The sequence below is a fragment of the Kitasatospora sp. NPDC034023 genome, from assembly GCF_055575795.1.
The window spans coordinates 68,441-94,005 of record NZ_JBVIRY010000006.1; the positions used below are offsets into that span (position 1 = coordinate 68,441).

At 75.4% G+C, this 25,565-nt stretch carries 18 protein-coding genes; 9 read left to right on the forward strand and 9 right to left on the reverse strand.

From position 1 onward, the window contains the following. Nucleotides 1-213 precede the first annotated feature (213 nt). The 7 genes from ACZ52R_RS11400 (at nt 214) to ACZ52R_RS11430 (ending at nt 8,056) form a co-directional block, all read left to right on the forward strand. Entirely contained in the window at nt 214-990 is a 777-nt protein-coding gene (locus tag ACZ52R_RS11400) for a MerR family transcriptional regulator (protein WP_465623030.1), read from the forward strand. Nucleotides 991-1,057: 67 nt separating this feature from the next. Further along, nucleotides 1,058-2,086 carry an RNA ligase family protein gene (locus tag ACZ52R_RS11405; RefSeq protein ID WP_465623032.1) on the forward strand — a complete coding sequence of 343 codons (1,029 nt, stop codon included), beginning with the start codon at nt 1,058-1,060 and terminating at the stop codon, nt 2,084-2,086. Nucleotides 2,087-2,291: 205 nt separating this feature from the next. Further along, the gene (locus ACZ52R_RS11410) at nt 2,292-2,699 is read left to right on the forward strand and encodes a YciI family protein (protein WP_465662568.1); all 408 of its coding nucleotides are present in this window, start codon (nt 2,292-2,294) and stop codon (nt 2,697-2,699) included. Continuing rightward, entirely contained in the window at nt 2,696-3,964 is a 1,269-nt protein-coding gene (locus ACZ52R_RS11415; protein ID WP_465753364.1) for an RNA polymerase sigma factor, read from the forward strand. The genes ACZ52R_RS11410 and ACZ52R_RS11415 overlap by 4 nt, the downstream gene beginning before the upstream one ends. 148 nt (nt 3,965-4,112) lie before the next feature. Next, nucleotides 4,113-5,168, forward strand: a complete 1,056-nt coding sequence (locus ACZ52R_RS11420) for an alpha/beta hydrolase (protein WP_465753365.1) — start codon at nt 4,113-4,115, stop codon at nt 5,166-5,168. 215 nt (nt 5,169-5,383) lie between these two features. Next, nucleotides 5,384-6,295 carry an AurF N-oxygenase family protein gene (locus tag ACZ52R_RS11425; RefSeq protein WP_465753366.1) on the forward strand — a complete coding sequence of 304 codons (912 nt, stop codon included), beginning with the start codon at nt 5,384-5,386 and terminating at the stop codon, nt 6,293-6,295. Nucleotides 6,296-6,358: 63 nt separating this feature from the next. Then, a complete protein-coding gene (locus ACZ52R_RS11430) occupies nt 6,359-8,056 on the forward strand; it encodes an FAD-dependent oxidoreductase (protein ID WP_465753367.1) in 1,698 nt (565 codons plus the stop codon). A gap of 341 nt (nt 8,057-8,397) precedes the next feature. Here ACZ52R_RS11430 and ACZ52R_RS11435 read toward each other — a convergent pair whose 3' ends face one another. The 9 genes from ACZ52R_RS11435 to ACZ52R_RS11475 all read right to left on the reverse strand — a co-directional run bounded on the left by ACZ52R_RS11435 (nt 8,398) and on the right by ACZ52R_RS11475 (nt 23,863). After that, a complete protein-coding gene (locus ACZ52R_RS11435) occupies nt 8,398-9,357 on the reverse strand; it encodes an aromatic ring-hydroxylating oxygenase subunit alpha (RefSeq protein ID WP_465623041.1) in 960 nt (319 codons plus the stop codon). A gap of 8 nt (nt 9,358-9,365) precedes the next feature. Further along, nucleotides 9,366-10,220 carry a methyltransferase domain-containing protein gene (locus tag ACZ52R_RS11440; RefSeq protein ID WP_465753368.1) on the reverse strand — a complete coding sequence of 285 codons (855 nt, stop codon included), beginning with the start codon at nt 10,218-10,220 and terminating at the stop codon, nt 9,366-9,368. Between the two features lie 210 nt (nt 10,221-10,430). Then, a complete protein-coding gene (locus tag ACZ52R_RS11445; protein WP_465753369.1) occupies nt 10,431-13,007 on the reverse strand; it encodes an FtsX-like permease family protein in 2,577 nt (858 codons plus the stop codon). Then, the gene (locus ACZ52R_RS11450) at nt 13,001-13,756 is read right to left on the reverse strand and encodes an ABC transporter ATP-binding protein (protein ID WP_465623046.1); all 756 of its coding nucleotides are present in this window, start codon (nt 13,754-13,756) and stop codon (nt 13,001-13,003) included. The genes ACZ52R_RS11445 and ACZ52R_RS11450 overlap by 7 nt, the downstream gene beginning before the upstream one ends. A gap of 93 nt (nt 13,757-13,849) precedes the next feature. Further along, the gene (locus ACZ52R_RS11455) at nt 13,850-18,586 is read right to left on the reverse strand and encodes a DNA repair ATPase (protein ID WP_465753370.1); all 4,737 of its coding nucleotides are present in this window, start codon (nt 18,584-18,586) and stop codon (nt 13,850-13,852) included. 99 nt (nt 18,587-18,685) lie between these two features. Then, the gene (locus tag ACZ52R_RS11460) at nt 18,686-20,704 is read right to left on the reverse strand and encodes a flotillin family protein (protein WP_360503397.1); all 2,019 of its coding nucleotides are present in this window, start codon (nt 20,702-20,704) and stop codon (nt 18,686-18,688) included. 97 nt (nt 20,705-20,801) lie between these two features. Next, on the reverse strand, nt 20,802-21,596 hold the full coding sequence (locus ACZ52R_RS11465) for a hypothetical protein (RefSeq protein ID WP_465753371.1): 795 nt from the start codon (nt 21,594-21,596) through the stop codon (nt 20,802-20,804). 215 nt (nt 21,597-21,811) lie between these two features. After that, on the reverse strand, nt 21,812-22,927 hold the full coding sequence (locus ACZ52R_RS11470; RefSeq protein ID WP_465623051.1) for a PucR family transcriptional regulator: 1,116 nt from the start codon (nt 22,925-22,927) through the stop codon (nt 21,812-21,814). A gap of 123 nt (nt 22,928-23,050) precedes the next feature. Continuing rightward, complete coding sequence (locus tag ACZ52R_RS11475; RefSeq protein ID WP_465753372.1) at nt 23,051-23,863, reverse strand: GntR family transcriptional regulator; 813 nt, start codon at nt 23,861-23,863, stop codon at nt 23,051-23,053. A gap of 222 nt (nt 23,864-24,085) precedes the next feature. Between ACZ52R_RS11475 and ACZ52R_RS11480 the strand changes: the two genes are divergently transcribed. Both ACZ52R_RS11480 and ACZ52R_RS11485 read left to right on the forward strand, forming a co-directional pair. Beyond that, the gene (locus ACZ52R_RS11480; RefSeq protein ID WP_465753373.1) at nt 24,086-24,847 is read left to right on the forward strand and encodes a tyrosine-protein phosphatase; all 762 of its coding nucleotides are present in this window, start codon (nt 24,086-24,088) and stop codon (nt 24,845-24,847) included. Between the two features lie 148 nt (nt 24,848-24,995). Further along, nucleotides 24,996-25,559: a DUF4291 domain-containing protein gene (locus ACZ52R_RS11485; RefSeq protein WP_465753374.1), complete on the forward strand. Its 564-nt coding sequence runs from the start codon at nt 24,996-24,998 to the stop codon at nt 25,557-25,559. Nucleotides 25,560-25,565 lie beyond the last annotated feature (6 nt).

Sequence of the window (25,565 nt, forward strand, 5' to 3'; positions counted from 1 at the left end):
CCCGTACGCTTCGGGGGGATCGTTCCCGGCGGTCCCCGGCGGTCCCCGGCGGTCCCCGGCGGTCCCCGGCGGTCCCCGGCGGTCCCCGGCGGTCCCCATCCACCCGGCGGTCCCCATCCACCCGGCGGTCCCCATCCACCCGGCGGTCCCCATCCACCCGGCCGGCGGCAGTGCGCGCAGCCGCCGGGCCCGAGCACGAGGCAGGCAGAGTAGATGGCGAACGGAGTCACGATCGGGCAGGCGGCGTCCTACGTCGGCGTCACGGTGAAGACCGTGCGGCACTACCACCAGCTCGGGCTCGTCGACGAACCGCCGCGCGACGCCTCCGGCTACCGGCGGTACGGATCGGCCGAACTGCTACGGCTCGTGCAAGTCCGCACGCTGGCTGCCGCCGGAGTGCCGCTCGCCGAGATCCGGCCCCTCCTCGATGCCGGCACCGAGGAGTTCGCCGTTGCCGTCGCCGATGTCGGACGGCGGCTGACCGAACGGATCGAGGAGCTGAGCGCACGCCGTGACACGCTGCACCGGCTCGCCGACGGCGACCGGGCCCTGCTGCCCGAACGCGCCTGCGCGATCCTGGACCGGATGCCCGGCCTCGGCTTCGGCCCCGACTACGTGGCCGCGCAACGCGAGGCCCTGGTGCTGGCCCGGGTGCTCGTGCCGGAGGGCTTCGACGGCTTCCTGGCCCAGCTCGAACACCGCCTCGACGACCCCGCGTACGTCGACCTGGCCAAGCGCGGCCAGGAAGCCGAGAGCTGGGAACCGGACGACCCCAGGATCGAGGAGCTCGCCACCGCCATGGCCGACCACTACCTCGCCAACCCCGCCCTCCTGGGCGACCCCGCCAGCCTGCGGGCCTGGAGCAGGGCCTCCGCCCAGTACCGGTTGATCGACAACCACCGCGGCGACCAGGCACCCGTCGCGGCCCGGCTGACCGCGCTCACCGAGGCCAGACTCCGCTCCGCCGGCGTACCCGCCCCCCGCCGCTGACGGGAGACCCGAGCTCCTTCGGAATCCCGGTTGCCGGGGAGCGGGCCCAGCGGCGAGGATCCCGTTCGTGTCCGAGACGACGGCGTTCGACGGGGCCGAGCTGCGGCCCTACCCCAAGATCCCCGCGCGCGGCCGCTCCGGCGGACCCGGCAGCCGCGAGTGGACCGCGGCGGAGAAGGTGCACGGCGCGCACTTCGCGATCGTCTGCGAAGGCGACTCCGTGCGGGCCGCGAAACGGCGCGAACTGCTGGACGACGAGGCCCTGGACGACTTCTTCGGGGTGAGCCGCATCTGGCCCCGACTCGCCGTCGCCGCGGCCCGGTTCGCCCGTGCGGTGCGCGAGACCTGGGGCCCCTCGGCGGTGGTGACGATCTACGGCGAACTGGCCGGCGGACGCTACCCCCACCCCGAGGTGCCTGCCGTCGCCGGGGTCGACCCGGTGCAGACCGGTATCTGGTACGACCCCGGCCTGCGCTGGCTGCCCTTCGACGCCACCGTGCAGACACCCGAGGGCCGCTGGTGGATCGCCGACCGTGCCCTGCGCACGATCGCGGCCACCGCCGGGCTCACCTGCGTACCGCTCCTCGCACACGGCCCGCTGAACGCGCTGCACGACCTGCCCGTGCTGTTCCCGAGCCGGGTGCCCGCGCTGAACGGGCTGCCCGAACTGGCGGACAACCTCGCGGAAGGGTACGTCCTCAAACCGGCCGGGCAATGGCAGGAGTCGGGCACGGAGGGGGCGGTGGTGCGGCCGCTGGTGAAGGTGAAACAGCGGGCCTTCGCCGAAGACGAGCGCTACGGCGGCGCCCGCCCCTATCTGCCCCCGCCGGAAGGCGCGGCCGGAGTGCCGGCGTGGCTGCTGGTCCAGGCATCGGCGCTGCTCACCCCCGCCCGGGCGGCCGCCGCCGTCAGCAAACTGGGGCCGCGAACAGCCACGGAGGCGGTGGCGGAGGAGATCGCGCAGGACGTGACGGACGAACTCGCCGAAGCCCTGGGCGGGTTGGAGACGTCCGCCAGGGCGGCGCTGCGGCGGTCGCTGGAACCGGGGGCGCTGGCCCTCGCGGCCTTCGACGCGGACGAGCGGCGCGGCACCTGAGCGATGCCGGAACGGGCGCCCGGGCGACGCGACTGCTCAGGGGGCCTGCCGTACCGTGATCATCGGAACCTCCCGGGGGGCTTCGGGGGCGCGGAAAAAATCTTCGGAGAAATTTCTCGACCGATGTCGAGGGCCCGCCCCGCCGCTCCGACCGAGAGGTGACAGCGCGCCGGAGGGGCGCGTGGGACCGGAGGGGACACCCGAGATGAAGTACCTCGCGATGATCTACGGCAACCAGGCCAAGTGGGACGCCTTCCCGGCCGAGGCCTGGCCGGAGGCGATCGCCAAGCAGGAGGCGTTCAACGCCAGGTACCGCGAGAGCGGCGAACTGGTCGGCGCGTACGGGCTGGCGGACGCGGCCGCCGCGCAGCTGGTGCGGCGGGCGGAGGGGGTGCCGGTGGTCACCGACGGGCCGTACCTGGAGACCAAGGAGTACCTGGCCAGCTTCTACCTCCTGGACTGCGAGAGCCTGGAGCGCGCCCAGCGGATCGCCGCCGACATGCCGTTCGCGGACGTGGAGCCGGTGGAGCTGTGGCCGATCCTGCACGAGTCGCCGGTGAACGACCTCCCGGTGGGCGACCTCCCGGTGGGCGACCTCCCGGTGAGTGAGTGAGCATCGGCAACGTCTCCGTCGAGGGCCTGCTGCGCGAACTGGCGCCGCAGGTCCTCGGCGTGCTGGTGCGGCGGCACGGCGGGGCGTTCGACGCGTGCGAGGACGCGGTGCAGGAGGCGCTGCTGGCCGCCGCGCTGCAATGGCCGGCGGACGGGATGCCGGCGAACCCGCGCGGCTGGCTGGTGACCGTCGCCGACCGTCGGCTGATCGACCAGGTGCGCAGCGAGTCGGCACGCCGCCGCCGGGAGGAGTCACTGGCGCCGGCCACCCCGCAGGCGGCGCTGCTCGCCCCCGCCGCCGACGCGCCCGACCCGGCGGCCGACGACTCGCTCGCGCTGCTGTTCCTCTGCTGCCATCCGGCACTGTCCGTGCCGAGCCGGATCGCGCTGACCCTGCGTGCCGTCGGCGGCCTGACCACCGCGCAGATCGCCGCCGCGTTCCTGGTGCCCGAGGCGACCATGGCGCAGCGGATCAGCCGGGCCAAGCAGGCCCTGAAAGCGGCGGGCGGACGGCTGGCGCTGCCCGACGGCGAGAGCGGGGCCGCGCGGCTCGGCGAGGTCCGGCACGTGCTGTACCTGATCTTCAACGAGGGCTACACGGCCAGCGGCGGCGAGGAGTTGACCGTGCCGCGGCTCGCCGCCGAGGCGATCCGGCTGACCCGGCTGCTGCTGCGCCTCACCCCGGGCGACGCCGAGACGGCGGGACTGCTCGCCCTGATGCTCCTCACCGACGCCCGCCGGCCCGCCCGCACCGGTCCGTACGGCGGGCTGGTGCCGCTGGACGAACAGGACCGTGGCTGCTGGGACCGCGAACTGCTCGGCGAAGGGCTGGAGTTGATCGCCGCCGCGCTCCCGGGCGGGCAGCCCGGGCCGTACCAGGTGCAGGCGGCGATCGCCGCGGTGCACAGCGAGGCGGCGACCGCCGAGGACACCGACTGGCCGCAGATCCTGGCGCTGTACGACCTGCTGCTGTGCTTCGACGCCAACCCGATGGTCGCCCTCAACCGGGCCGTCGCGGTGGCGATGGTGCACGGCCCGGCGGCCGGGCTCGCCCTCCTCGACGGGCTCGCCGCCGACAAGCGCCTCGCCCGCCACCACCGCCTCCTCGCCGCCCGCGCCCACCTCCTCGAGCGCCTCGGCACCGACCCGGCCGCCGCCGCCCGTACCTACCGCGAAGCCGCCGCCCGGACCTCCAGCGCCCCGGAACGCCGCCACCTGGCGGCCCGGGCCCAGCGGCTCGAGGCCGGTGGAGGGGGCGTGGGCTGAGGCGGGGGCCAGCCGGCCAGGCCGGCCCGGCGGGTCGAGGGTGGGTTCAGGGGGCGTCGAGGGGGCGTCGAGGGGGCTTCCCACGCTGCCGGGGCGGCCCCATCATGGGCTCCCGTTCGGGCAGAACCGTCCCCAGGAGGCAGAAGAGATGACGATCCCACTCCCCGTCCGGATCCAGGCCGCCGTCGTCCGGGGCGCGTACGCCCTGCCGGAGGGGCTGCGGCGGGCGATCGCCGGCAAGCCGGTGGTGCGGGACGGGCAGACGCTCGCGCTGGACGCGCAGTTGATCCTCACGCTGCAGCGGCTGTCGAAGGCGGCCCTGGTGATGCCGGGCGGGGTCGGGCCGTCGCGGGCCGCGATGGAGTACGCGCGGCACCTGGTGGGCGGGCCGACGCTGCGTTCGGTGGCCGCGCGGGCCGTCGGGATCCCGCAGGAGCAGGGGGAGTTGGCGGCGACGCTGTACACGCCGGACGGTCTGGCGGAGGGTTCCGGCCTGCTGGTGTACCTGCACGGCGGGGGCTGGGTGGTCGGCAGCCGGGCCAGTCACGACCACGTCGCCCGGTTCCTGGCGCAGCGGGCGCAGGTGCGGGTGCTGTCGGTGGAGTACCGGCTGGCGCCCGAGCACGTGTTCCCGGCGGCGGCCGAGGACGCGCTGGCCGCGTTCGACTACGCGCACGCCAAGGCGGCCGACCTCGGCGCGGACCCGGAGCGGATCGCGATCGGCGGGGACAGCGCGGGCGGCAACCTGGCCGCCGTCGCGACCCAGGAGGCCGTGCGGCGGGGTGGTCCCGCGCCGGTGTTCCAGCTGCTGCTGTACCCGGCGGCGGACGCCTCGGTCCGCCGCCCGTCGCGCGAGCTGTTCGCCGACGGGTTCTTCCTGACCAGCGCCGACATGGACTGGTTCGCCGACCGGTATGCGCCCGACCACGCCGACCGCACCGACCGGCGCCTGTCGCCGCTGCTCGCCGGGGACCTGTCCGGCCTGCCGCCCGCGTACGTCGGCACCGCGGGCTTCGACCCGCTGCGCGACGAGGGCGAGGCGTACGCGCGGGCGTTGCAGGAGGCGGGAGTGGCGGTGCGGTTGAGCCGGCAGCCGGACCTCATCCACGGCTACGCCAGCTACCTCGGCGTCGGTCACCGTTTCCGGGAGGCGACGGCCGAGGCGGCCGAGGCGCTGCGGAAGGCGCTGGGCGGCGCGGCGTAGCCGGCGGGCCGAACAAGGGTCGGCGGGCCGAACAGGGGCCGACGGGAGCGGAGTGAAGGGCGGGGCCTCGGCGGGCCCCGCCCTTCGCGCGTCCGCCGCCGACCGTGCACCAGTTCACCGCCGCACAGGGGGTTCTCGGCAGTGGGCTCTTATTGTACTGTCCGTCTAATAAGCGGGTCAGCGGGAACCCGCGGCGCAGGCACCTGGAGGCAGCCATGGCTCTCACCCGGCAGACGGAGCGCGGCCACACCGCCGCCGCCGACGACGTCTCGAAGCGGCTGCTGGAGTCGGCCGCCACCCTCTCCTTCGACCCCTCGACCGAGATCGACTGGGACGCCCCGCTCCCCGAGGAGCACTACGGCCTCAACCCCGAGTGGAGCACGCTCTACGGCACCCGGCTGTGGGACGAGATGACCGAGCGGCAGCGGGTCACCCTGACCCGGCACGAGGTCTGCTCGATCATGAACACGGGCATCTGGTTCGAGATGATCCTCCAGCAGATGGTGCTGCGCGACCAGTACCTCAAGAACCCCGCCGGCGCCGCGTTCCAGTTCGCGCTCACCGAGATCGCCGACGAGTGCCGCCACTCGATCATGTTCGCCCGGGCCTGCGAGAAGATGGGCGTTCCCGCCTACCGGCCGAACAAGCTGATCGCCCAGGCCGGCCGCGCGTTCAAGTCGCTCGCCAAGGGGGAACTCGCCTACGGCGGCATCCTGGTGGCCGAAGAGGTGCTCGACGTCATGCAGCGCGACTGGATGCGCGGCGAGAACGTGCTGGAGATCGTCCGCGGCACCTCCCGGATCCACGTGGTCGAGGAGTCGCGGCACATGAAGTTCGCCCGGCAGGAGGTCCGCGAGCGGATGCGCCACGCGAGCCCGGCCCGGCGGCGCGCCTCGGCCACCGGCATCGCCGTGGGCGCGTACGTCATCGTCACCAGCATGGTCCACCCGGGCGTGTACAAGGCCGCCGGGCTCGACGTGCCGCGGGCGATCGCCGAGGCGCGGGCCAACGAGCACCGCAAGGCGATGATGCGCACCAGCTCCCGGCACCTGATGGCCTTCCTCGCCGAGGCCGGGCTGCTCACCAGTCGATCGGCGGCCATCTACCGCCGCGTGCACATGCTCTGACGGGCCGTCAGGCACTTCAGGTCACTTCCGCCCATCGCACACAGCGAGGACCCCACTCCGGCCATGGCCTACGCGATCACCCAGACCTGCTGCAACGACGCCTCGTGCGTGTCCGTCTGCCCGGTCAACTGCATCCACCCGACCCCGGACGAGCCGGAGTTCGGCACCACCGACATGCTCTACATCGACCCGCAGGCGTGCATCGACTGCGGCGCCTGCGCCGACGCCTGCCCGGTGGACGCGGTGTTCCCGGTCGACCGGCTGCGCGGTCCGGACACCGTGTTCGGCGACCTCAACCGCGACTGGTTCCGCGACCACCCCAGCGACCACGCCTGGGGCCGGCCCAGCTTCCCGCGCAGCCTGCCGGGCGAACTCGGCGCGCTGCGCATCGCCGTGGTCGGCACCGGGCCGTCCGCCGGGTACACCGCGCAGGAACTGCTGCGCAGCACCAGCGCCGAGATCACCATGATCGACCGGCTGCCGGTCACCGGCGGTCTGCTGCGGCACGGCGTCGCGCCCGACCACCAGTCCACCAAGCGGATCGCGGAGAGCTTCGCGAGCGTCTTCCGCGACCCGCGGCTGCGGATGCACCTCAACGTGGACATCGGCACCGACGTCACCCACCGGGAACTCGCCGCGCACCACCACGCGGTGGTGTACGCGGTCGGCGCGGCCGCCGACCGCCGGCTCGGCATCCCCGGCGAGGACCTGCCCGGCAGCCTGCCCGCGACCGCGTTCGTCGGCTGGTACAACGCCGATCCGACCGTGCCGGCCGACGCCGTGGAACTGTCGGCGGAGCGGGTGGTCGTGGTCGGCAACGGCAACGTGGCCGTGGACATCGCCCGCATCCTGCTCACCGACCCCGACCGGCTCGCCGCCACCGACATCGCCGACCACGCCCTCGCCGCGCTGCGCCGCAGCCGGGTGCGGGAGGTCGTGCTGCTCGCCCGGCGCGGTCCCGAGCAGGCGGCCTGGACGAGGGCGGAGTTCCTGGCGCTGCGGCAGCTGCCGGGCGTCGAGGTGGTGGTCGAGGACCACCCGGAGGTGCGGGCGGCGATCGAGGCGGCGGTGGCGGATCCGCAGACCGCACCGGACTCGCGGACCGCGCCGGACTCGCAGGCCGCGCTGCTCGCCGGGCTGCCGCTGGTCCCGTGCGACGGGGCCGCCGAGCCGGGCCCGGCCGCGGGGCGGCGGATCGTGCTGCGGTTCCTGTCGGCGCCGGTCGAGCTGTCCGGGGACGGGCGGGTCGAGGCCCTGACCGTCGAGCGGACCACGCTGGTGGACGGGGAGCGGGCCGAGGCCACCGGGGAGAACGAGGTGCTGCGGGCCGGGCTGGTCGTGCGCTCCATCGGGCACCGCGGTGTGCCGGTGCCGGGGCTGCCGTTCGACGAGCAGACGGGGACGGTCGCGCACCGGGGCGGCCGGGTCGTCGACCCGGCGACCGGGCAGCCGCTGCCGGGGACGTACGTCGTGGGGTGGGCCAAGCGCGGGCCGTCCGGCGGGATCGGCGCCAACCGGGCCTGCGCGCGCGAGACCGTGGACGCGCTGCTGGACGACGTGGCCGCCCGCGCGCTGCCCGTACCGGGGGCGGGGCGCAAGGACTTCGACCGGCTGGTGCGGCGTCGGCGGCCGGACGCCGTCGGGCTGAGGGAACTGCGGGCGGTGGACCGGGCCGAGCGGGAGCGGGGCGAGGCCGAGGGGCGGCCCCGGGTGAAGCTCGCCACCGTGCCCGAGCTGCTGGCGGCGGGCCGGCGGCGGTAGGCGCGGGACATGTGCAGGAAGTCGACCGGGCCGACTTCCTGCACATCAACCCCGGGCCGGGCCCCGCGAGGGGTTGATGTGCGGGCCTCCGGGTTGACGCGACCGTGTCCCGGCGCGGGTGGGGTGCGTTGGGCCGGTGTGAGTGGATTCGGGGTGATGCCGGTACCGCGTCGGCGGCCGGTCGAAGAAACGATCCTGCATGGGCTGGAGCCACCCGGGGAACCCGATCCGGAGGCGCCCATCTATGCCGAGCTGGCCCGGCGGTGGCAGGCCGAGGGGCGGTCCGTGCCCGGACTGCCCGACCCGGTGTGGGAGACCCTGGCCGCGCCCGGCGGCGGGGGTCAGCCCACGGGATACGCCTCCGGGTAGAACTGCCGGGCCCAGCGTCGGAACAGCCCGAGCGAGCGCTCCCCGGGGACGAGCCGCGGCTGCTCCAGGTAGCGCTTGTGGGCCAGCACCGGCCGGTCCTGCTTGATGATCCGCACCGAAGCCTGCAGCGCCAGCCAGGACGCCGCCCGGTCGAGGGCCCTCGCCGACCCGACCCCCGGCACCGGCACCGTGCTGCTCACCGCGAACCGGATCCTGGTCCGCCACGGCGCGACCGGCGTCGCCAGCAACCAGACCCGCAACGTGCTGCGCAGTTCCGGCAGGTCGGCCACCAGGCGCATCATCCCGAGCCCGGCCAGCGTCACCGGCTGCTCCAGACGGACCGCGCCCAGCCCCGGGAAACGGGTCGTGGTGCGCTGGTGGACGGTGAACAGCGGGCCGTCCACCTCCGGCGGGGCGGTCTCCCGGGTGTCCAGGCCGTGCAGCACGCTCACGTGCCGGAAGTCGACGCTGTTCTCCATCACCTCCTGCGGGTGGGACAGCACCTCCCCGCTCCACCAGGCGAGCGGCCGCACCCCGACCGCCGGCGGCAGCTCCCACCCGGGAGCCTCGCCGTCCGCCCCCCGCCAGACGAACAACGCGCCGTCCCGCTCGCAGAGCCGACGCGTCGTCAGCGACGCCCGGAACCGGGTGCCGTCCGGCGCTCCGGTGCACGAGCCGTCCGGGCCGAAGGCGAAACCGTGGAACGGGCAGACCAGTTCCTCGCCCCGGACCGTCCCGCCCGCCCCGAAGTGCGCGCCCAGGTGCGGACAGTGCGGCCCCACCGCACGCACCGCGCCCCGACGGGTCCGGTACAGCACCACGTCCTCGCCCATCAGCCGGGCCGTCCGCACCCGCCCGGGCGGCAGGTCCCGGACCCGGCCGACACAGAACCAGCCGCTCGGGTACGGCAGCGGCGCGCGGCGTTCGTCCATGACGGAGGTCACCTCGAGGGCTTGACGGCGGTGTGAACGTACCAGGCGACGTACTCGCGGACGGCGTACATCTCCACCGTGGAACGGAGGTTGAGCCACTTCGCCGGATCGCCGAAGCGTCGCAGGACCTCCCACGGCAGCCGGAAGTACGCGTACACCGCCTCCGAGGTGGGCGTGTAGTACGGCGTCGCGTCCAGCGCCTCCTCGACCTCGAAACCGGCCTCGGTGAGCAGCCGCGGCAGGTTGCGGGCGTGGTAGAGCCTCGCGCCGGTCATCGCCATCGCGTCCAGGTACGGTTCGAGCAACGCCCGTGCGTGCGGCTCCAGTTCGTCCAGCGGGACGGTGCTCATCGGGCCGAGCAGGACCAGCCGGCCGCCCGGGCGCAGCACCCGGTGGAACTCGGCCAGGGCCCGGGGCGGATCGTAGGAGTGGACGAGCGTCTCCATCGAGTACGCGCCGTCGAACTCGTCGTCGCCGAACGGGAGTCGGTGGTAGTCGCCCCAGGAGAAGGCGGTCCGTCCGTCCAGCGCGGCGCGGGTGCTGAGCCGGCGGGCCTCCGCGAGGTGGAAGTCCAGGACGTCGACGCCGGTCACCGTCAGCCCGAACCGCGCCGCCATCGCCCGCGCCACCACGCCCGCCCCGCACCCGGCGTCCAGCACCCGGGCCCCCGCCCGCAGTGCCAGCTTGCGTCCCAGCACGTCCTCGAGCTGCCGTTGTGCCCGCCACAGCCGCCACTTCGACTGCCCCGGCTCCGTCCACCCCCAGTGCCGGGCGTTGCGTGCCACCCGGGTGTAGAACCACCGGCTGCCGGCCCGTCCGTACACCCGGCGCAGCCCGGCCAGATCGAGTTGCTCAGCGCCCATGCGGACACGCTAACCGCGGGCCCGGCCTCCTCCCGGCGGCGCCACGGGCGGTTGCCCCGCCGGGAGGGGTTGTACGGTCATCGGACTTGAGTGACTGAATGACATGAGTGATCAGCTGAACAGCACCTCCCGCAGGCGCCCGAAGCCACCCCCGATGCCCCCGAAGCCGCCCACGGTGCCCCCGGATGCCCCCTGATGCGACCCGAGGCCTCAGCCCGCCCCGCCGGCCCCGCTCAGGATGTCCCGGCCGTCCCGCCCCCGCAGCGCCAGCGCGGCCGGGAGCACCGCCGCCGTGAGGGCGATGGCCGCGCAGCAGCCGGCGAGCGTGCCCAGCGCCTCCCAGGGCACGACCGCAGGGGTCGGGCCGACCAGGTTGGTCAGGGCGGCCCAGGAGCCGCCGACGCTGACGGCCGTGCCGAGCGCGCCGAGCACGGTGCCCGCCGCCACGCAGATCAGCGTCTCGACGGCGACGGCGCGCAGCACCTGGGCCTTGGTGGCGCCCGCCAGGCGCAGCAGGGACAGCTCCCGCTTGCGGTCGGTGACCGTCATCACCAGCGAGTTGGCCAGCGCGACGGCCGCGTAGCAGATCGCCAGGCCGAGGATCATCAGCAGGGCGTTCCAGGTGGCCTTCTCGTCGCCGTCGGCGTTCGCCGCCCCGATCTCCTCCGGGGTGGCGAGCCGGGCGCCCAGCCCGTCGACGGCGGTCCGCAGGGCGGCGACGGTCTGCTGCGGGTCGGCGCCGGGCAGCAGCCGCAGGTGCAACTGGCTCGGCAGGGTCGGGCCGCCGACGCCGGTGGTGACGGCGTTGGCCCCGGTCACCCAGGCCTGGGTGGTCTCGGCGCCGGTGCCGAGGACGGCGGCGACCCGCAGGGTCCTGGGGGTGCCGTCGGCCAGCCGGACCGGGACCCGCTGTCCGACCCGGGGCGAGCCGGGCCAGGTGCGGCTGAGCACGATCGAGTCGGGGCCCAGATCGGCGACCGAGCCCGCGACGACCGGCAGCCGGTCGACCGCTGCCAGCGCGGCCGGGTCCGCCTCGGCGGCCCGGAACGCGACCAGGGACTCGCCGTCCCGGTCCGCCATCACCGAGGTCGGGGTGATCGCCAGGGCCTGCACGCCGGGGACGGCGCGGACGCGGTCCACCACGGCCCGGTTCAGCCCGGGCGTGCCGGCCGGCGTGACGACGTAGTCGGTGGCGGACAGCTGGTTGCGGACCTCGGTGACCAGCGAGCGGTCGATGGTCCGCACGCTGCCGAGCAGGCAGCCCGCGAAGGCGATGATCAGCACCACCGGGGTGACGGTCGCGGCGGTGCGCCGGAAGGCGGTCAGCGCGCCCAGCCGGGCGGTGGACCAGGCGATGCCGCCTGCCTCCTCGACGGGGCGCCCGCGCAGCCGGGCCGGGAGGCCGGGCAGCACCGTCAGCAGCCGGATCACCGGCCCGGCCAGCACCCCCGCCAGCAGCACGCAGCCGGCCACGACCGCCAGCAGCAGGCCGAGCGAGTCCGCGACGTTCGCCGCGGCGTCGGGCCAGCTCCGGGCCGTGATCGCGACGGCCGCGACGGCGCCGCCGAGCACCAGCAGGCCGCCGCCCCAGCGGAACGCCAGCGCGGCGCGCGAGGGCCGGTCGACGTCCGCCTCCGCCAGCGCCTCGCCCGGGCTGATCAGACCGGCCTTCAGCGAGGAGATCAGCACACCGCCGATCGCGGTCAGCAGGCCGATCAGGGCCGCGACGAGCAGCCCCCACCAGGAGACCGGCACGGTGAAACCGGCCGGCACCAGGTCGCGCTCGACCAGCCAGCGGCCGGCCGGCGCCGCCGCGGCCGCGCCGAGCGCGCACCCGGCCGCGGAGGCCAGCACGCCGACCACCAGGGCCTCCCGGTTGACCAGGGTGCGCAGCTGGCGGCGGGTGGCGCCGATCAGCCGCAGCAGCGCGAGCTCGCGGCGCCGCTGGGCGATCGACAGCGCGAAGGTGCCGGCCACCACGAACACGGCGGTGCCGCCGGAGACCGCGGCGGAGAGGCCGAGCGGGGTCTGCACGCCCTCCAAGCGGCTGCTGACCTCGGCGTAGTGCGGGTCAGCCTGGCGGCGCTCGGCGCCGGTGAGCACCCGGGCGACGCTCTCGCCGCCGGCGGCGGCCACCGCCCGGCGCACCGCGTCGGCGTCGCCGAAGGCGGCCAGGACGCCGACGGCGGGGCAGAACCGGGCGGCCTGCGCGTCGGTGAAGAAGACGGCCTGCTCGAACGGCTCGGCCTCCGTCACGCCGGAGACCGTCGCGGTGTGCGGGCCGTCGGCGGTGACGAACCGGACGCGCTGACCGACCTGGTCCGGGCGGCCCCCGCCGATGACGACCTCGTCGTCGGCGGACGGCGCCGAACCGGCGGCCAGCCGGTAGCCGCCCAGCTCCGCGCCGGACCAGGCCCGTCCGACCTGGTCGCTCGGGCCGGTCGCCGCGCGCGGCCCGTCCGCGAGCTGGGCGTAGAAGGTGCGGTCCTCGACGGTGCGCCCGGTCCCGGCCACGGCGGCGATCAGCCCGGCCGACAGGCCCGGCTGGACGGCGACCGGGGTCGGCACGGTCTCGCCGCCGGCGGCGGCGTAGTCGACGCTCAGGTCGGCGGTCACCAGCACCGGGGCGTCGGAGAAGCGCCGGCGGCCCTGGTCGGGGACGCCGGAGGTGGCGGCGATGACCAGGATCGACGTGGCCATCAGGGCGACACCGCAGGCCAGGGCGACGAAGCTGCCGACGAACGAGGCCCAGCGGAGCCGGACGGTGGCGAGGGCGAGGCTCAGCACGCCACGGCCTCCAGCGCCGTCTCCAGCGTGGTCATCCGGGCGGCGATCTGCTCGGCCGTGGGCCGCTCCAGCGTGCCGGCCAGCCGGCCGTCCCGGAGGAACAGCACCCGGTCCGCGTACGAGGCGGCGACCGGGTCGTGGGTGACCATGACCACCGCCCGGCCGGGGTCGTCGGCCGCGCCGCGCAGCAGGGCGAGGACCTCGCGGCCGCTGCGGCTGTCCAGCGCGCCGGTCGGCTCGTCCGCCAGCAGCACCGCCGGGCGGGTGAGCAGTGCCCGGGCGATGGCGACGCGCTGCTGCTGGCCGCCGGAGAGCTCGCCCGGCCGGTGCCCGGCCCGGTCGGCGAGGCCGACCTCGGCCAGCGCGGCGGTCACCTCGGACGGCGCGGGGCGCCGGCCCGCCAGCCGGGCCGGGAGCGCCACGTTCTGCGCCGCGGTCAGGGCGGGCATCAGGTTGAAGGACTGGAAGACGAAGCCGATCCGCTCCCGGCGCAGCACCGTCAGCTGCTTGTCCCGAAGTCCGCCCAGGACGGTGCCGTCGACCCGCACCTCGCCGCCGTCGACCGGCTCCAGCCCGGCGGCCGAGCGCAGCAGGGTCGACTTGCCGGAACCGGAGGGGCCCATGACGGCGGTGAAGGTGCCGAAGGGGAACCCGACACTCACCTCGTCCAGGCCGACGACCGGCTCGGGCCCGCGCCGGTAGGTCCGGCGAACCGATCGGAGTTCGACGGCAAAGTCCGTGACGTTCATGATCACATTCCATCACCCGCGACCGGTGGGTTCCCATGGTCAGGGGTTCAGTTCTGGGGGTGTACCTGGCTACACCCCCCCCGGGGACGCCCGTCAGCCCCGCCAGACGCGCTTCAGCTCCTCCCAGCGCTGCGCCTGCGCCTCCGTCAGCACCCCCCGCAGCTGCGCCAGCTTCAGCAACTGCGCCTCCGCGTCGGCGCCCAGCGGCTGGGCCTCGGCGCGGTAGTGGTCGGCGAGGAGGGCGTCGAGTTCGGGCCGGGTGAGGGCGGGGTCGAGGCGCTGGGCGAGCTTGGCCATGTTGCGGTACGAGCCCTGGAGCAGGAACGGGGGCTCGGTGCGGGTGCGGTCGTCCTGGGCGGCGGAGTGCAGGTAGGCGCGGTTGACGGCCAGGACGGTGGTACGCAGGTGGAGCAGGCCGGCGAGGACGGCGGTCATCCGCTCGACCTCGGCGGCGGGCCAGGCGCCGGTCAGGGTGCCGCCGGGGACGCCGGCCGCGCGGGCGAGCAGGGTGTCCAGGTCGGCGCGCTCGGCGGTGGCGAGCGGGGCCAGGTGGGGGTTGGCGGGCAGGGCGTTCTCGACGAAGCTGAGCGCGAAGAGGTCGTCGCGCCCGGCGACGGCGTCGCCGAGGTTCCACACGTCGGCGCGGTTGGCGAGCATGTCGGGCAGCCGGAAGAGCCGGCCCGACTCGGTGTACGGGTTGGCGGCCATGACGACGGCGAAGCGCTTGCCGCGCAGGTCCCACTCGCGGGCCTCGCCGTCCCAGACGCCGTCGATCCGGCGCTGCGCGTCGCACAGCGGGATGAAGCGCTGTAGGAACTCGGGCGAGGTGTGCTGGACGTCGTCCAGGTAGAGCAGCACGTTGTCGCCCGCGTGCAGGGCGAAGTTGAGCTTCTCGACCTCGCGCCGGGAGGTGGCGTCGGGGGCCTCGGCCGGGTCCAGCGAGGTGACCCGGTGGCCGAGTGCGGGGCCGCTGACGGAGACCAGCAGCAGGCCGAGCCGCTCGGCGAGGTACTCGACCAGGGTGGTCTTGCCGTAGCCGGGCGGGGAGACCAGCAGCAGCAGGCCGCTGCGGTCGACCGGTCCGCCGGACTGCGCCGTGCCGAGCTGCTTGGCGAGGTTGTCGCCGATCAGCGGCAGGTACACCTGGTCGATCAGCCGGTTGCGGACGAAGCCGTTGAGCGGGGCGGGCCGGTACTGGTCGAGCCGCAGCCGGGCGTGCTCGGCGGCCAGCAGCTCGCCGCGCAGCTTCTGGTAGGCCCGGTAGCCGGGCACCTCGACCTCCTCGAACGCGCGGACCCGGGCGAGCAGTTCGTCCAGCCGCAGGTCGAGCGCGCCGCCCGCGAGCCGCGGGTGGTCGCCGAGCAGACCGGTCAGCCGGGTGCCGACCGCGCCCTCGACCGGCCGGCGCGGCAGCGACGGGCAGAGCAGCACGGCCGCCGCCTCGGCGAGGTCGGCCGGGTCGGCGTCGGCGGCGCCCGCCTCCAGCCAGGCCGCGGCGAGCTGGCGCCGTACGGGCAGTAGCCCGGGCTCGTCGGGCAGCGCGGCCAGCGCCTCGGTGAGGCCGGCCGACTCGGGGGCGGCGCGGAACTTGTCGAGCAGCGCGGCCGCGCCCGCCGAGTAGACGAACGTGGGTGAGTCGGCGGCGAGTTCGGCCACCAGGTACGGTCCGGCGGCGGCCGCGCCGGGGGTGTCCGCTCCGTGGGTGAACCTGGCGACGGCGGCGGAGAGTTCGGCGGCCAGCGCGTCCAGCGCGGGCACGCCGCCGAAGGCCTGCCGGGCGAGGCCGAGCGAGCGGGCCCGGGTGTGCCAGAGCAGCCGCTGCCGCTCGTCCGCGCCGTACGCCCAGTACAGCTGCGCGGCGGCCCGGGCGCCCGCCGGGTGCCGCAACAGTCCGGCGTCGGCGCCGAGTTCGAGCAGGGCGCGGAGCAGCAGCGCCGCGTCGTGGTCGTGCACGCCGCGCTGGTAGCCCTCGTCCGGCCGCTGCTCGGCGGCCCGCCGGACGTACTCCAGCAGGTCCGCGTCCGCAGCGAGCGAGTCGGCGAGCGAGCCCGATTCGGCGGCCGGCAGCAGGCTCGCGGCGAGGTACTCGGCGCGGTACAGCCGCGGGGTCTCCGAGGGCAGCGGGCGGTCCCAGTAGCGTTCGGTGGCGGCGAAGGCCGGGTCGGTGACGGGGGAGCGGTAGTCGGTGCCGGTGAGGGTGAAGGCGGGGCGGCCGCGCCAGGGCACGAGGGCGAGTTCGGGCCGCTGGGTGGTGACGGCGAACAGGTGCCGGCCCAGCCGCAGGGTGCCGGGGCCGTCCCCGGCGAGTTCGGCGCGGTCGCGCAGGGCGCGCTGGGCGCGGCCCCGGGCGGCGCGCAGCCGTCCGGTCAGTTCCTCGGCCCGGACCCGGTCGCCGAGAGTGGTCAACTGGCCGGCCAGGTCGCGGAGTTTGACGGCCGTCGGGTCGGCGGCGAGCGCGGCGTCGATCTCGGCGGCGGTGTCCAGAGCGGCCAGGCGCCGGTGCAGGGTGTCGAGGATGCGTTCGGCGGAGGCGGCGAGCCGGTCGGCGCGGCGGGCCCGCTCCTCCAGCAGGTGCTGGCGGCGGGCGGTGAGCGCGTCGTGGATCTCGGTGCGCCGGTCGGTGAGCTGCTCGCCGAGGGCCGGGTCGGCGTCGGCGAAGCGGGTCTCGAGCTGCTCGATCCGCAGCAGGAGCCGGCCGAGCCGGTCGTCGCAGGCCTCGGGGGTGTCGGCGGCGGCGAGCGCGGCGGTGGTGGCCTGGGCGAGCAGGGCGGTCTCGGCGGCGAACTCGGCGGCGGCCTCGTGGGTGCGCAGCTCCCGGCGGCGGACGGTGAGCGCGGTCCGGGCCCGGTTGAGCAGTCCGAGGACGTCGGCGAGCCGGTCCAGGATCGCGGTGCGGGTGGTGGCGTCGGCCAGGTCGAGGGTGCCGACCAGCTCGGTGACGGTCTGCAGCGCCTCGCTCTGGGTGCTCAGTTCGAGGCCCAGCGGCTCGGCCTCGGCGGCGGTGGCGATGGCGGCGCACTGCTCGGCCAGTTCGGTGGCCCGCTGCCGGTGCGGTTCGAAGGCCGAGGGTTCGGCGAGCTGGACGACGGCGCGGTCGGCGGCCTCGGCCAGGCCCTCGGCGAGGTGCGCGGCGAGCGTGTCGATCCGCTCCGGGTCCGCCCGCGGCAGGTCGCGCAGCGCCTCGACCCGGCCCTGGGCGCGGCGCAGCCCGGCGAGCCGGTCGACCCATTCGGCGGCGTCGGCGAGGGTCTCGCCGCGGGCGGTGCGCAGCAGGCCCTCGACGTGCTCGGCCGCCTCGTCGGTCTGCCGGGCGGCGTGCGCGGTGAGCTGGGCGATCGCGTCGTACTCGGCGATGACCTGCCGGGCGGTGTCGCGGATCTCGGCGAGCGGCGCGGCGAGGTCGCCGAGGCCGCTCTGGCCGAGCCAGTGGTGCCGGTCGGCGGTGCGGGTGCAGGCGGCGAGGACGGCCCGGTGGCCGGCCGGGGTGTCGGCGCCGGCCGCGGCGAGCCGGGCGAGCGCGAGGCAGTCGGCCAGGCCGCGGACCAGGTCGGCGTTGCCGATCCGGGCCAGCGGCCCGGTGCCGGGGGGTTGTTGCGCGGCGAAACGTTCGCTGGTGAACGGGGTCTGCCAGAGCTGGACGGGGTGCAGCCGGGTGGGTCCGTCCTCGGCCGGGCGCAGGGCGATCAGGGTGCCGTCGGCGAGCAGCGCGTAGCCCTGGCAGGGCAGCGGGGCGGCGGCCTCCTGGCGGACGCTGTTGTAGGGCTGCAGCAGGGCGCGGCCGTCGGCGGGGGAGCGGAACTCGTACAGCACGTCCTCGCCGTTGGGCGAGACGACGGTGCGCTCGTACGCCAGGCCGGCCACCGGCTGGTCGAAGGTGCGCACGGTGCCGTCCACCAGGTGGCAGCCGCCGGGGAAGGCCACGCCCTGGTCGGCGGGCAGCCGCAGGCAGGCCTGGCCGAGCGCGTCGATCCGGGTGACCTTGCCGGTGGGCAGGTGCACCACCAGGTGCCGGACGGTCTCCTCCTGGTACGGGCGCACGCGCACCAGCAGCAGGGTGCCGAGCCGGGCGTGGCCGATCTGGGCGTCGGCGAGGGTCTGCAGGGCCTCGGCCAGCGGTTCGCGGTGCAGCTCGCGGCCGTCCGGGGTGGCGAGGGTCAGCCGGCCGCCGTCGACGCCGAGGTGGAGTTCGCCGGCCAGGTCGGCGCGGGGCGGGCGGCCGGGGCCGGCCGGCAGCTGGTCGTCGCGGGTCAGCGCGGTCCAGGCGAGCTGCTGCCCGTCGGCGGGGGTGTGGTCGCGCTCGCCGCGCCCGTCCAGGTAGGCGGGCAGGGCGTCGTCGGCGCTGTCGTCGAGGCGCCAGCGCAGCACCCGGACGTCGGTGGCGGCCGGGCCGGTGCGGAAGACGGCGAGCAGCCGGCCCTCCACCGGGCGCAGCCGCTCCAGGCGGGCGTCGCGGAAGTAGCGCCGCAGGTCGGTGAGGTCCTGGCGCAGCCGGGGGTCGTCCAGCAGGCTGCCCCCGGCGGGGGCGGCGGAGAGGTCGGGGCCGTGGAGGCCGAGGACGTCGGCGAAGTCCTCGGCGCCGTCCTCGGCGTCGGTCGGGCGGGTGCCGAGCAGCAGCAGCCCGCCGACGGCGGTGAGGTCCTGCGGGAGGCAGGCCCGGGCGGTGGTGAGCCGCCCGGTGCCGGCCAGCCGCAGCTCCCCGCCGCCGAACTCCTCGACCCGGCGGGCGTTCAACGCCCGGGCTCGGTCGGCGAGTTCGGCGGCGGACCGGGCGAGCCGGTCGCGCAGGACCTCGTAGGTGCCGGCGTCGAGCCGGGCGTCGAGGACGTCCACGGTCAGTTCCTCGGGTGCTCAGTGGGTGACTGCTGACTGCTGGGCGGGGCCGACCGCCGGGTGGGTCCGACCGTCGGGTGACGACGGACTGCCGGGTGGCTACCTGGAGCCGTTCATCGAGGCCAGCGCCCCGATCGGGGTCTCGGCGACGCCCAGCTTCCGCGCCGACTCCAGCAGTTGGCGCAGCTGTCCGGACTGCTCGCCGGCCCCCGAGCCGATCAGGTTCATCAGCAGCGCGGACACCGTCAGGTTCTGCACGTCGGCCGTGGAGACGGAGGACAGCACCCGGGTGAGGTCCTCGGTGAAGCTGGCCCGTCCGTCCAGCCAGGGGCCGGCCAGGGCCTGGGCGGTCTGCGAGTGGCCGACGAAGGCGTCCACGCTCTTGCCGGCCGTCACCGACTGCACCAGCTTGTCGAAGAAGACCGAGTCCCCGCCGACGATGTCGATCTTGGCCTTCTCCAGCCCGGCGGCGACCAGCGCGGCCTGCGCCTCGGCGATCTGCCGCTGCGTGTCCAGCCCGGCCAGCCGGACGTCCTTCTCGGCGGCCAGCCGCAGCCGGTACTCCTCGTGCCCGCGCGAGGCCTCGTCCAGCTTGGCCATCGCCGCGGCCTTCTCGGTCAGGCCCTCGGCCTCGGCCTTCAGCTTGGCACCGACCTCCAGCGCGGCGGCCTTGGCCTTCTCCGTCTGGACGACGGCCTCGGCGCGACCCACCTTCTCCACCGCCGCGGCCTCCTGCTCCCGCACCTGGACGCGGGCCAGGCCCTCGGCGGCGGCCTCCGCCCGGACGCCCTCGGCCATCCGGATCTTGGCGGCCGCGTCCAGCTCGGCGGCCCGCTGCCGGGCCTCGGCCAGCACCAGCGCCTCGCGGGCCTTGTGTGCGGCGGCCTGCTCGGCGGCCTCGGCGGCCTTGATGTCCTTGACGAGCTTCTCCTGCGCCTCCGCCTCGGCCTGGATGACGACGGCCTTGCGGACGCGCTCGGCCTCCTCGACGGCGCGCAGCGTCTTGACGGCCTCCTCCTGCTCGGCGACGGTCCGGTCCACCGCGACCCGCTCGCGGACCACGTCGGCGACGTCCCGCTTGGCCGACTCGACCTCCTTCACCTTGGCGATCGTGGCGAGTTCGGTCTCCCGCTCGCGGCCGACGACCTCCAGCAGGCGGTCCTTCTCGATCCGCTCGTTCTCCACCGCGATCACCCGCTCGCGGTTCTTCTGCGCCACCGCGACCTCACGGGCCTGGTTCTCCCGCTGCACCCCGAGCACCTCCTCGGTGCGCAGGAAGGCGGTCTGCGCGTTGAGTCGCTCCTCCTCCTGCACCCGGGCGATCACCGCGTCCTCCTTGGCCCGCAGGGTCTCGATCTCGCGACGCTGGCGGATCTCGGCGTCGGCCTGGCGGCGCTCGAGCTCCAGGACGGTCTCCCGGGCGTCCACGTTCTGCCGGGTGATCTCCTTCTCCTCGGTGCGCTGGTACTCGTTGGTGCGCACGTGCTCGATCGCGGTCAGCTCGGTGATCTTGCGGATGCCCTGGGCGTCCAGGATGTTGTCGCCGTCCAGCTGGCTCATCGGAGTCTGTTCGAGGTGGTCGATGGCCGCGTCCTCGAGCGTGTAGCCGTTGAGGTCGGTGCCGATGACCGCGATGATCTGGTCCCGGAACTCGTGCCGGTGGGTGTACAGGTCGGTGAAGTCCAGCTGCTTGCCGACGGTCTTGAGCGCCTCGGCGAACTTCGCGGCGAAGAAGTCCTGGATCGCCTGCGGGTCGCTGGCCCGGACGGTGCCGATCGACTGCGCCACCTTGACGACGTCCTCGACGGTCTTGTTCACCCGGACGAAGAAGGAGATCCGGATGTCCGCGCGGATGTTGTCGCGGCAGATCAGTCCGTCCCGGCCGGCCCGGTGGATCTCCACCGTCTTCGCGGTGATGTCCATCAGCTCGGCCTTGTGCAGGACCGGCAGGACGATCGCGCCGGTGAAGGTGACGTCCACCTTCTTCGTCCGGGAGACGATCAGGGCCTTGCCCTGCTCGACCTTCTGGAACAGGCGGCCCACGAACAGCAGCATGGCGAGCACGATGAGCAGCACGACGGCGACGAGCACGCCGAAACCCACGGCGATGGTGTCCATCACGGAGTCCTTTGACGAGATGGCGAGTTGGTGCGAAGAGGAAAGCGATGGAAGTGAAGTGGCGGGGCGTCAGCTGTGAGGCCCCGGGGGCGGGGTCTCAGGTGAGGCCCGGCGGCGACGGGTCGAAGGGCGCCACCAGGAAGTGCTCGCCCTCGGCGTCGTAGTCGAAGATCAGGGCGGTCCGCCCGACCGTCAGCCCGGGCTCCGGGGTGGCCGTGCGGACCTGGACGGTCGCGGTGGAGCCGTCCTCGGCGGTGACCTCGGCCTGCCCGAAGTCGGCCGTCACCCGGCCGGTCCGGATCACGCAGACCCGGCCGACGAAGTCCCCCCGGGTGGTCGGCCGGTCCTGCGGGAAGAGCCGCCTCAGCGGCTTGACGAGCACCCGGGTGCCCGCCCAGGAGGCGACCAGCGCGACGGCGAACACTCCGCCGCGCGCCGGCGCCCCCGAGGTGAGCACGGTGCCGGCCAGGCTGACGAACCAGGCGAGCGCGACCAGCAGCGACACCGCCACCGTCACGGGCACCCCGCCCAGCCCCAGCGCGTCCAGCACGCCCCCGTGGTGGTCGGCCCCCGTGCGGGCGCCCTTGCCCCCGTTCCCCCCGTCGGCCACGTCGTGGCCGCCGGTGCCGTGCCCGCCGGGCGTCCCGTGTGCCACGTTCCCCCCGGCACCGTGCCCCCCGGCACCGCGCCCGACGTGACCCACATGACCGCCGTGCCCGACATGGCCGGCGTGCCCGGCTTCCAGGTGGTGCCCGCCGCCGTGCCCCCCGTGCACGGCGCCGAACCCCAGTCCGCCGAGCAGCATCAGCAGCCAGTACCCGACGACCACCACCAGCGCGAAGCTGAACAGCGCGGTCGGAAAGGCCAGCGCGGCCGCGAAGAATCCCCCCATCCCGGCCACGCTCCCCCGCCCTCCCCACGGCACCGCGCTTCGGCGCCGGGGAGATCATGGCAGTGGGGGCGCCCGCCGCACATTGCCAGGATCCGGCAATCTTTACGGCTCTTTGACACCCTGGTACGCGCGACCCACGTGACACTGCAACAGCCCGGCAACAGGATGGTTGCCGGGCTGTCGTAACGGGCTCCCGCCGGTTTGCGGCGACGGGGCTAGAGGGGCTGCTCCGGCCAGTTCAGCAGCCGCGCGCCCATCGCCGCCGTCTCCAGCGTGAAGCGCTGCAGCGCGTCCGACGGGTCGTACCCCGTGAGCGCCCTGATCCGCTCCAGCCGGTAGCCCAGCGTGCGCACGCTCAGCCCCAGCCGGCGCGCCGCCTCCGCGTTCACGTACGCGGCCTCCGCCTGCACCGCGATGGTGTCCAGCAGTGGACGGGCGCCGCCGCGCGCCTCGCTCAGCGGGCCGAGCACGCTGCGCACCAGGTCCGCCATGGCCGCCCGGTCGCGCATCAGCACCGGGAAGACCAGCAACTCCTCCGCCTTCAGTTGCTGGGCCGGCAGCCGCAGGCGCTGCGCGTAGTCCAGCGCGTCCAGTGCCTCCTCGTAACTGCGCAGCACCCCGCTCGGCCCCGAGTGCCGGCGGCCGGTGGCCACCCGCAGCACCGGGCGGTACCCCGAGCCGGGGCGCAGCGTCAGGTCGGCGAAGGCCTCCAGCACCGCCCGCTCGGAGTCCGGGGCGATGCAGACCAGCCGGCCGTCCTTGCTGGCCAGCAGCACGTCCCGCTCGCCGAACCGCCCGGCCAGCTCCCGCTCCACCCGGTGCACCAGCGGATGCACGTCCGCGAACGCCTCGTCGCCCACCGCGACCGCCACCGTGTACGCGCCCGCCAGCCGCAGCCCGAACCGCTCCGCGCGCTCGGCGAGCAGACCGAGGTCGCTGCGGCCGAACAGCAGGTCGTCGATGAACTCCCGTCTGGCCGCCTCCTCCTGACGGACCGCCAGGCGCTGAGCGCGCTCGTGCCCCTCGCCGAGTGCCGCCAGTGCGGTGTCGGTGGCGGCGAGGACGGCGTCGCCCATCCGGCGCAGCTCGTTGACGCTGCTCGCGGCGGTCGTCCCGGGCAGCGTCTGCCAGGCCCGGCGGGCCGCCGCCAGACAGTGCGCCACCACCTCGCGCAGCCCGTACCCGGCCTCCGCGCAGTGCTCGCCGAGCTTGCGCAGACCCTCCAGCTCGTCGCGGCGCAGCAGCCGGCCGGTGCGGGAGACGTCGGCGAGCAGGTCGAGGTACGCCTCGGCCAGCTCGGTGGGTATGTCGTGCTCGATCCCCTCGGTCACCGTGTCCTGCCATCCCCCGTACGACCTGGTATTTCGGCGCTGAACATTAGCAGGATCGATACGGCCCGGGACCGGCGCGACCGGTCCCGGACACCCGGCGCCACCGGTCGCGGAGCCCGGGCGCTACCGGTCGCGGAAGTGCAGGACGAACCGCGCGCTGCTGCCGTCGATCCGCCGCCGCACGTACAGCGTCGGTGCGCCGTCCGGCGTGCAGCTGACCCCCTCGCGGACCAGCAGCGCGGTGCCCGGCGGGACGCCCAGCAGCTCGGCGTCCGCGAGATCCGCGCCGACCGCGCCGAACGCCCGCCAGTCGTACTCCAGCTCCACCCCGGCGGCCCGCGCCAGATCCAGCACCAGGTTCCCGGGACGGCCCGGCCGGACGAGCTCGGCGGGCAGCGGGCCGAACGGCACCCAGTAGCTGCAGGCCGCCCGGGCCCGCCCGCCCAGCCGGATCACCGAGTCCACCCGGGACAGCTCCCGGAGCTCTCGGCCCAGCTGGCGGGCCGCTTCCGCGTCGTCCGCCGAGCCGGTCACGGGCGGTGCGGCGACGACGAACTCGCCGTCGCCCCGACCGCCGTCGCCCCGACCGCCGTCCGAACCGTCCGGGCCGCCGTAGGGCAGTGCGGCGTGCACGCTGCCGAGGTCGAAGCGCTGGCTGCGTGGGTCCACGGCGATCGACACGCGGACGGCGGGCGGGCGGACGAAGGTGCCCACGCCCCGGCGGATCTCCACCACGGCCGCCCGCTCCAGCTCCGCCACCGCCTGCCGCACGGTCAGCCGGTTCACACCGAACTCGGCGCTCAGCTCCGGCTCGCTCGGCAGCCGGGCGCCCGCCGGGTACGCGCCGGCGTCGATGCGCTCCTGGAGCCGGCGCGCCAGGCGGCGGTACAGCGGGGTGCTCGGGGTGCTCGGGGTGCCAGGAGGGTTCGTCGCCACACGCTCGATCCTACGAAGCCCGCCGCCCCGAGCCCGCCGCCCCGCTCGGCTCGCCCCGCTCGGCTCGCCCCGGCCCTCGGACGGGAGTGGGATGGAGGGAGCGCCCGTCGGCCGCCGCTTGCCCGGCGACCCCCGGAGGGGCTAATTAGACATCTAGACGTCTGGATGTTCGCCTGGACGTCCCACCCCTCCCGAGCGCGGCTCCACCGAAAGGCCTCCCGCATGTCCCTGGTCAACTTCCGCGACGCCGCCGTCCTCGGCGACCCCGAGGGCCGTCGGGTCCGCCCCGGCGTGCTGTACCGCTCCGCCCAGCCGTTCCCGGCCGCCGACGAGGCCACCGTCGCCCAGCTGCGCGCCTGCGACATCCGCACCATCGTGGACCTACGCGACCCGCGCGAGACCGACCCCGCCGACTGGGCCGCCGCCGAGGCCGCCGGGATAGCCGTCGTCGCGGCCCCGGTGAACCCCGCCACCGACGCGCTCACCGCGCGGATGAGCACCATGGTCACGCCCGCCGACCTCGGCGACTTCTACGTGCTGCTGGCCGAGTCCGCCCCCGGGGCGGTCGCCGCCGCCGTCGAGGCCACCGTCCGTCCCGGCGCCGTGCTGCTGCACTGCGCGGCCGGCAAGGACCGCACCGGCCTGCTGACCGCGCTCCTCCTCGACCTCCTCGGCGTCCCCGTCGACCGCATCGTCGCCGACTACGCCCGCACCACCGACGCCCTCCCGCAGATCTTCGCCGGCCTCGCCGAACGCCACCGCACGGCCCTCAACGACCGCTCCACCTCCCGCGTCACCGACTCCCAGGGCCGCCACCTCACCATCCCCGCGCCCCTCCTGGAAGCCCCGGCCGAGGCCATGTCCGTCTTCCTCGACCGCGTCCGCACCCACCACGGCGGCGCCGCCTCCTTCCTCCCCACCTGCGGCGTCCCGGCCGCCACCCTCGCCGCCTTCCGCGGCAAGGCCGGCGCGGCCACGGCCTGACCCGCCCGGCGGCCGGCGCCCGGCCCCGTTCCGCGGTCGCGGCGGAATCCCGTTGCGCCGGCCCGCCCGGCCTGGCAGCGTGCCGGGCCAGGGGGTACGGAGACCACGGTTTCCGGCGGCCGGGGGTACGGAGACCAGGGGGTGTGCGATGACCGCGCTGCGCGAGATCCGCGCCGACCACGACGACCGGACGATCGTGCTCTACCAGGCCTACCCGCCCGCCGTCGCGGACGCCGCGCTGGCGGCGGGCCGGTTCGTGCCGCCGTTCAGCTTCGGCCGGATGACCTGGATCAAGCCCTCGTTCCGCTGGCTGATGCACCGCAGCAACTGGGCGCAGAAGCCGGGGCAGACCCGGGTGCTGGCGGTGCGGATCACCCGGGCCGGCTGGGAGGAGGTGCTCGGTCGCGCCGTGCTGACCACGGCGCACCCGGACGAGGTGGCCCGGGCGGAGGTCCATGTGCAGTGGGATCCCGAGCGGACGCTGCGCGGGGCGGCGCTGAACCACTACAGCATCCAGGTGGGCGTCGGCCGGTCACTGGTCCGGACCTTCGCCGAGGAGTGGGTCACCGGGCTCACCGACCTCACCCCGCAGGTACAGCGGATCGCCGCGCTGGTGCGGGGCGGGCAGGCGGCGAAGGCGCAGCGGCTGCTGCCGCCGGAGCGCCCGTACCCGCTGCCCGCCGCGACCGCGCGGCGTCTCGACATCCGGTGATCGTGC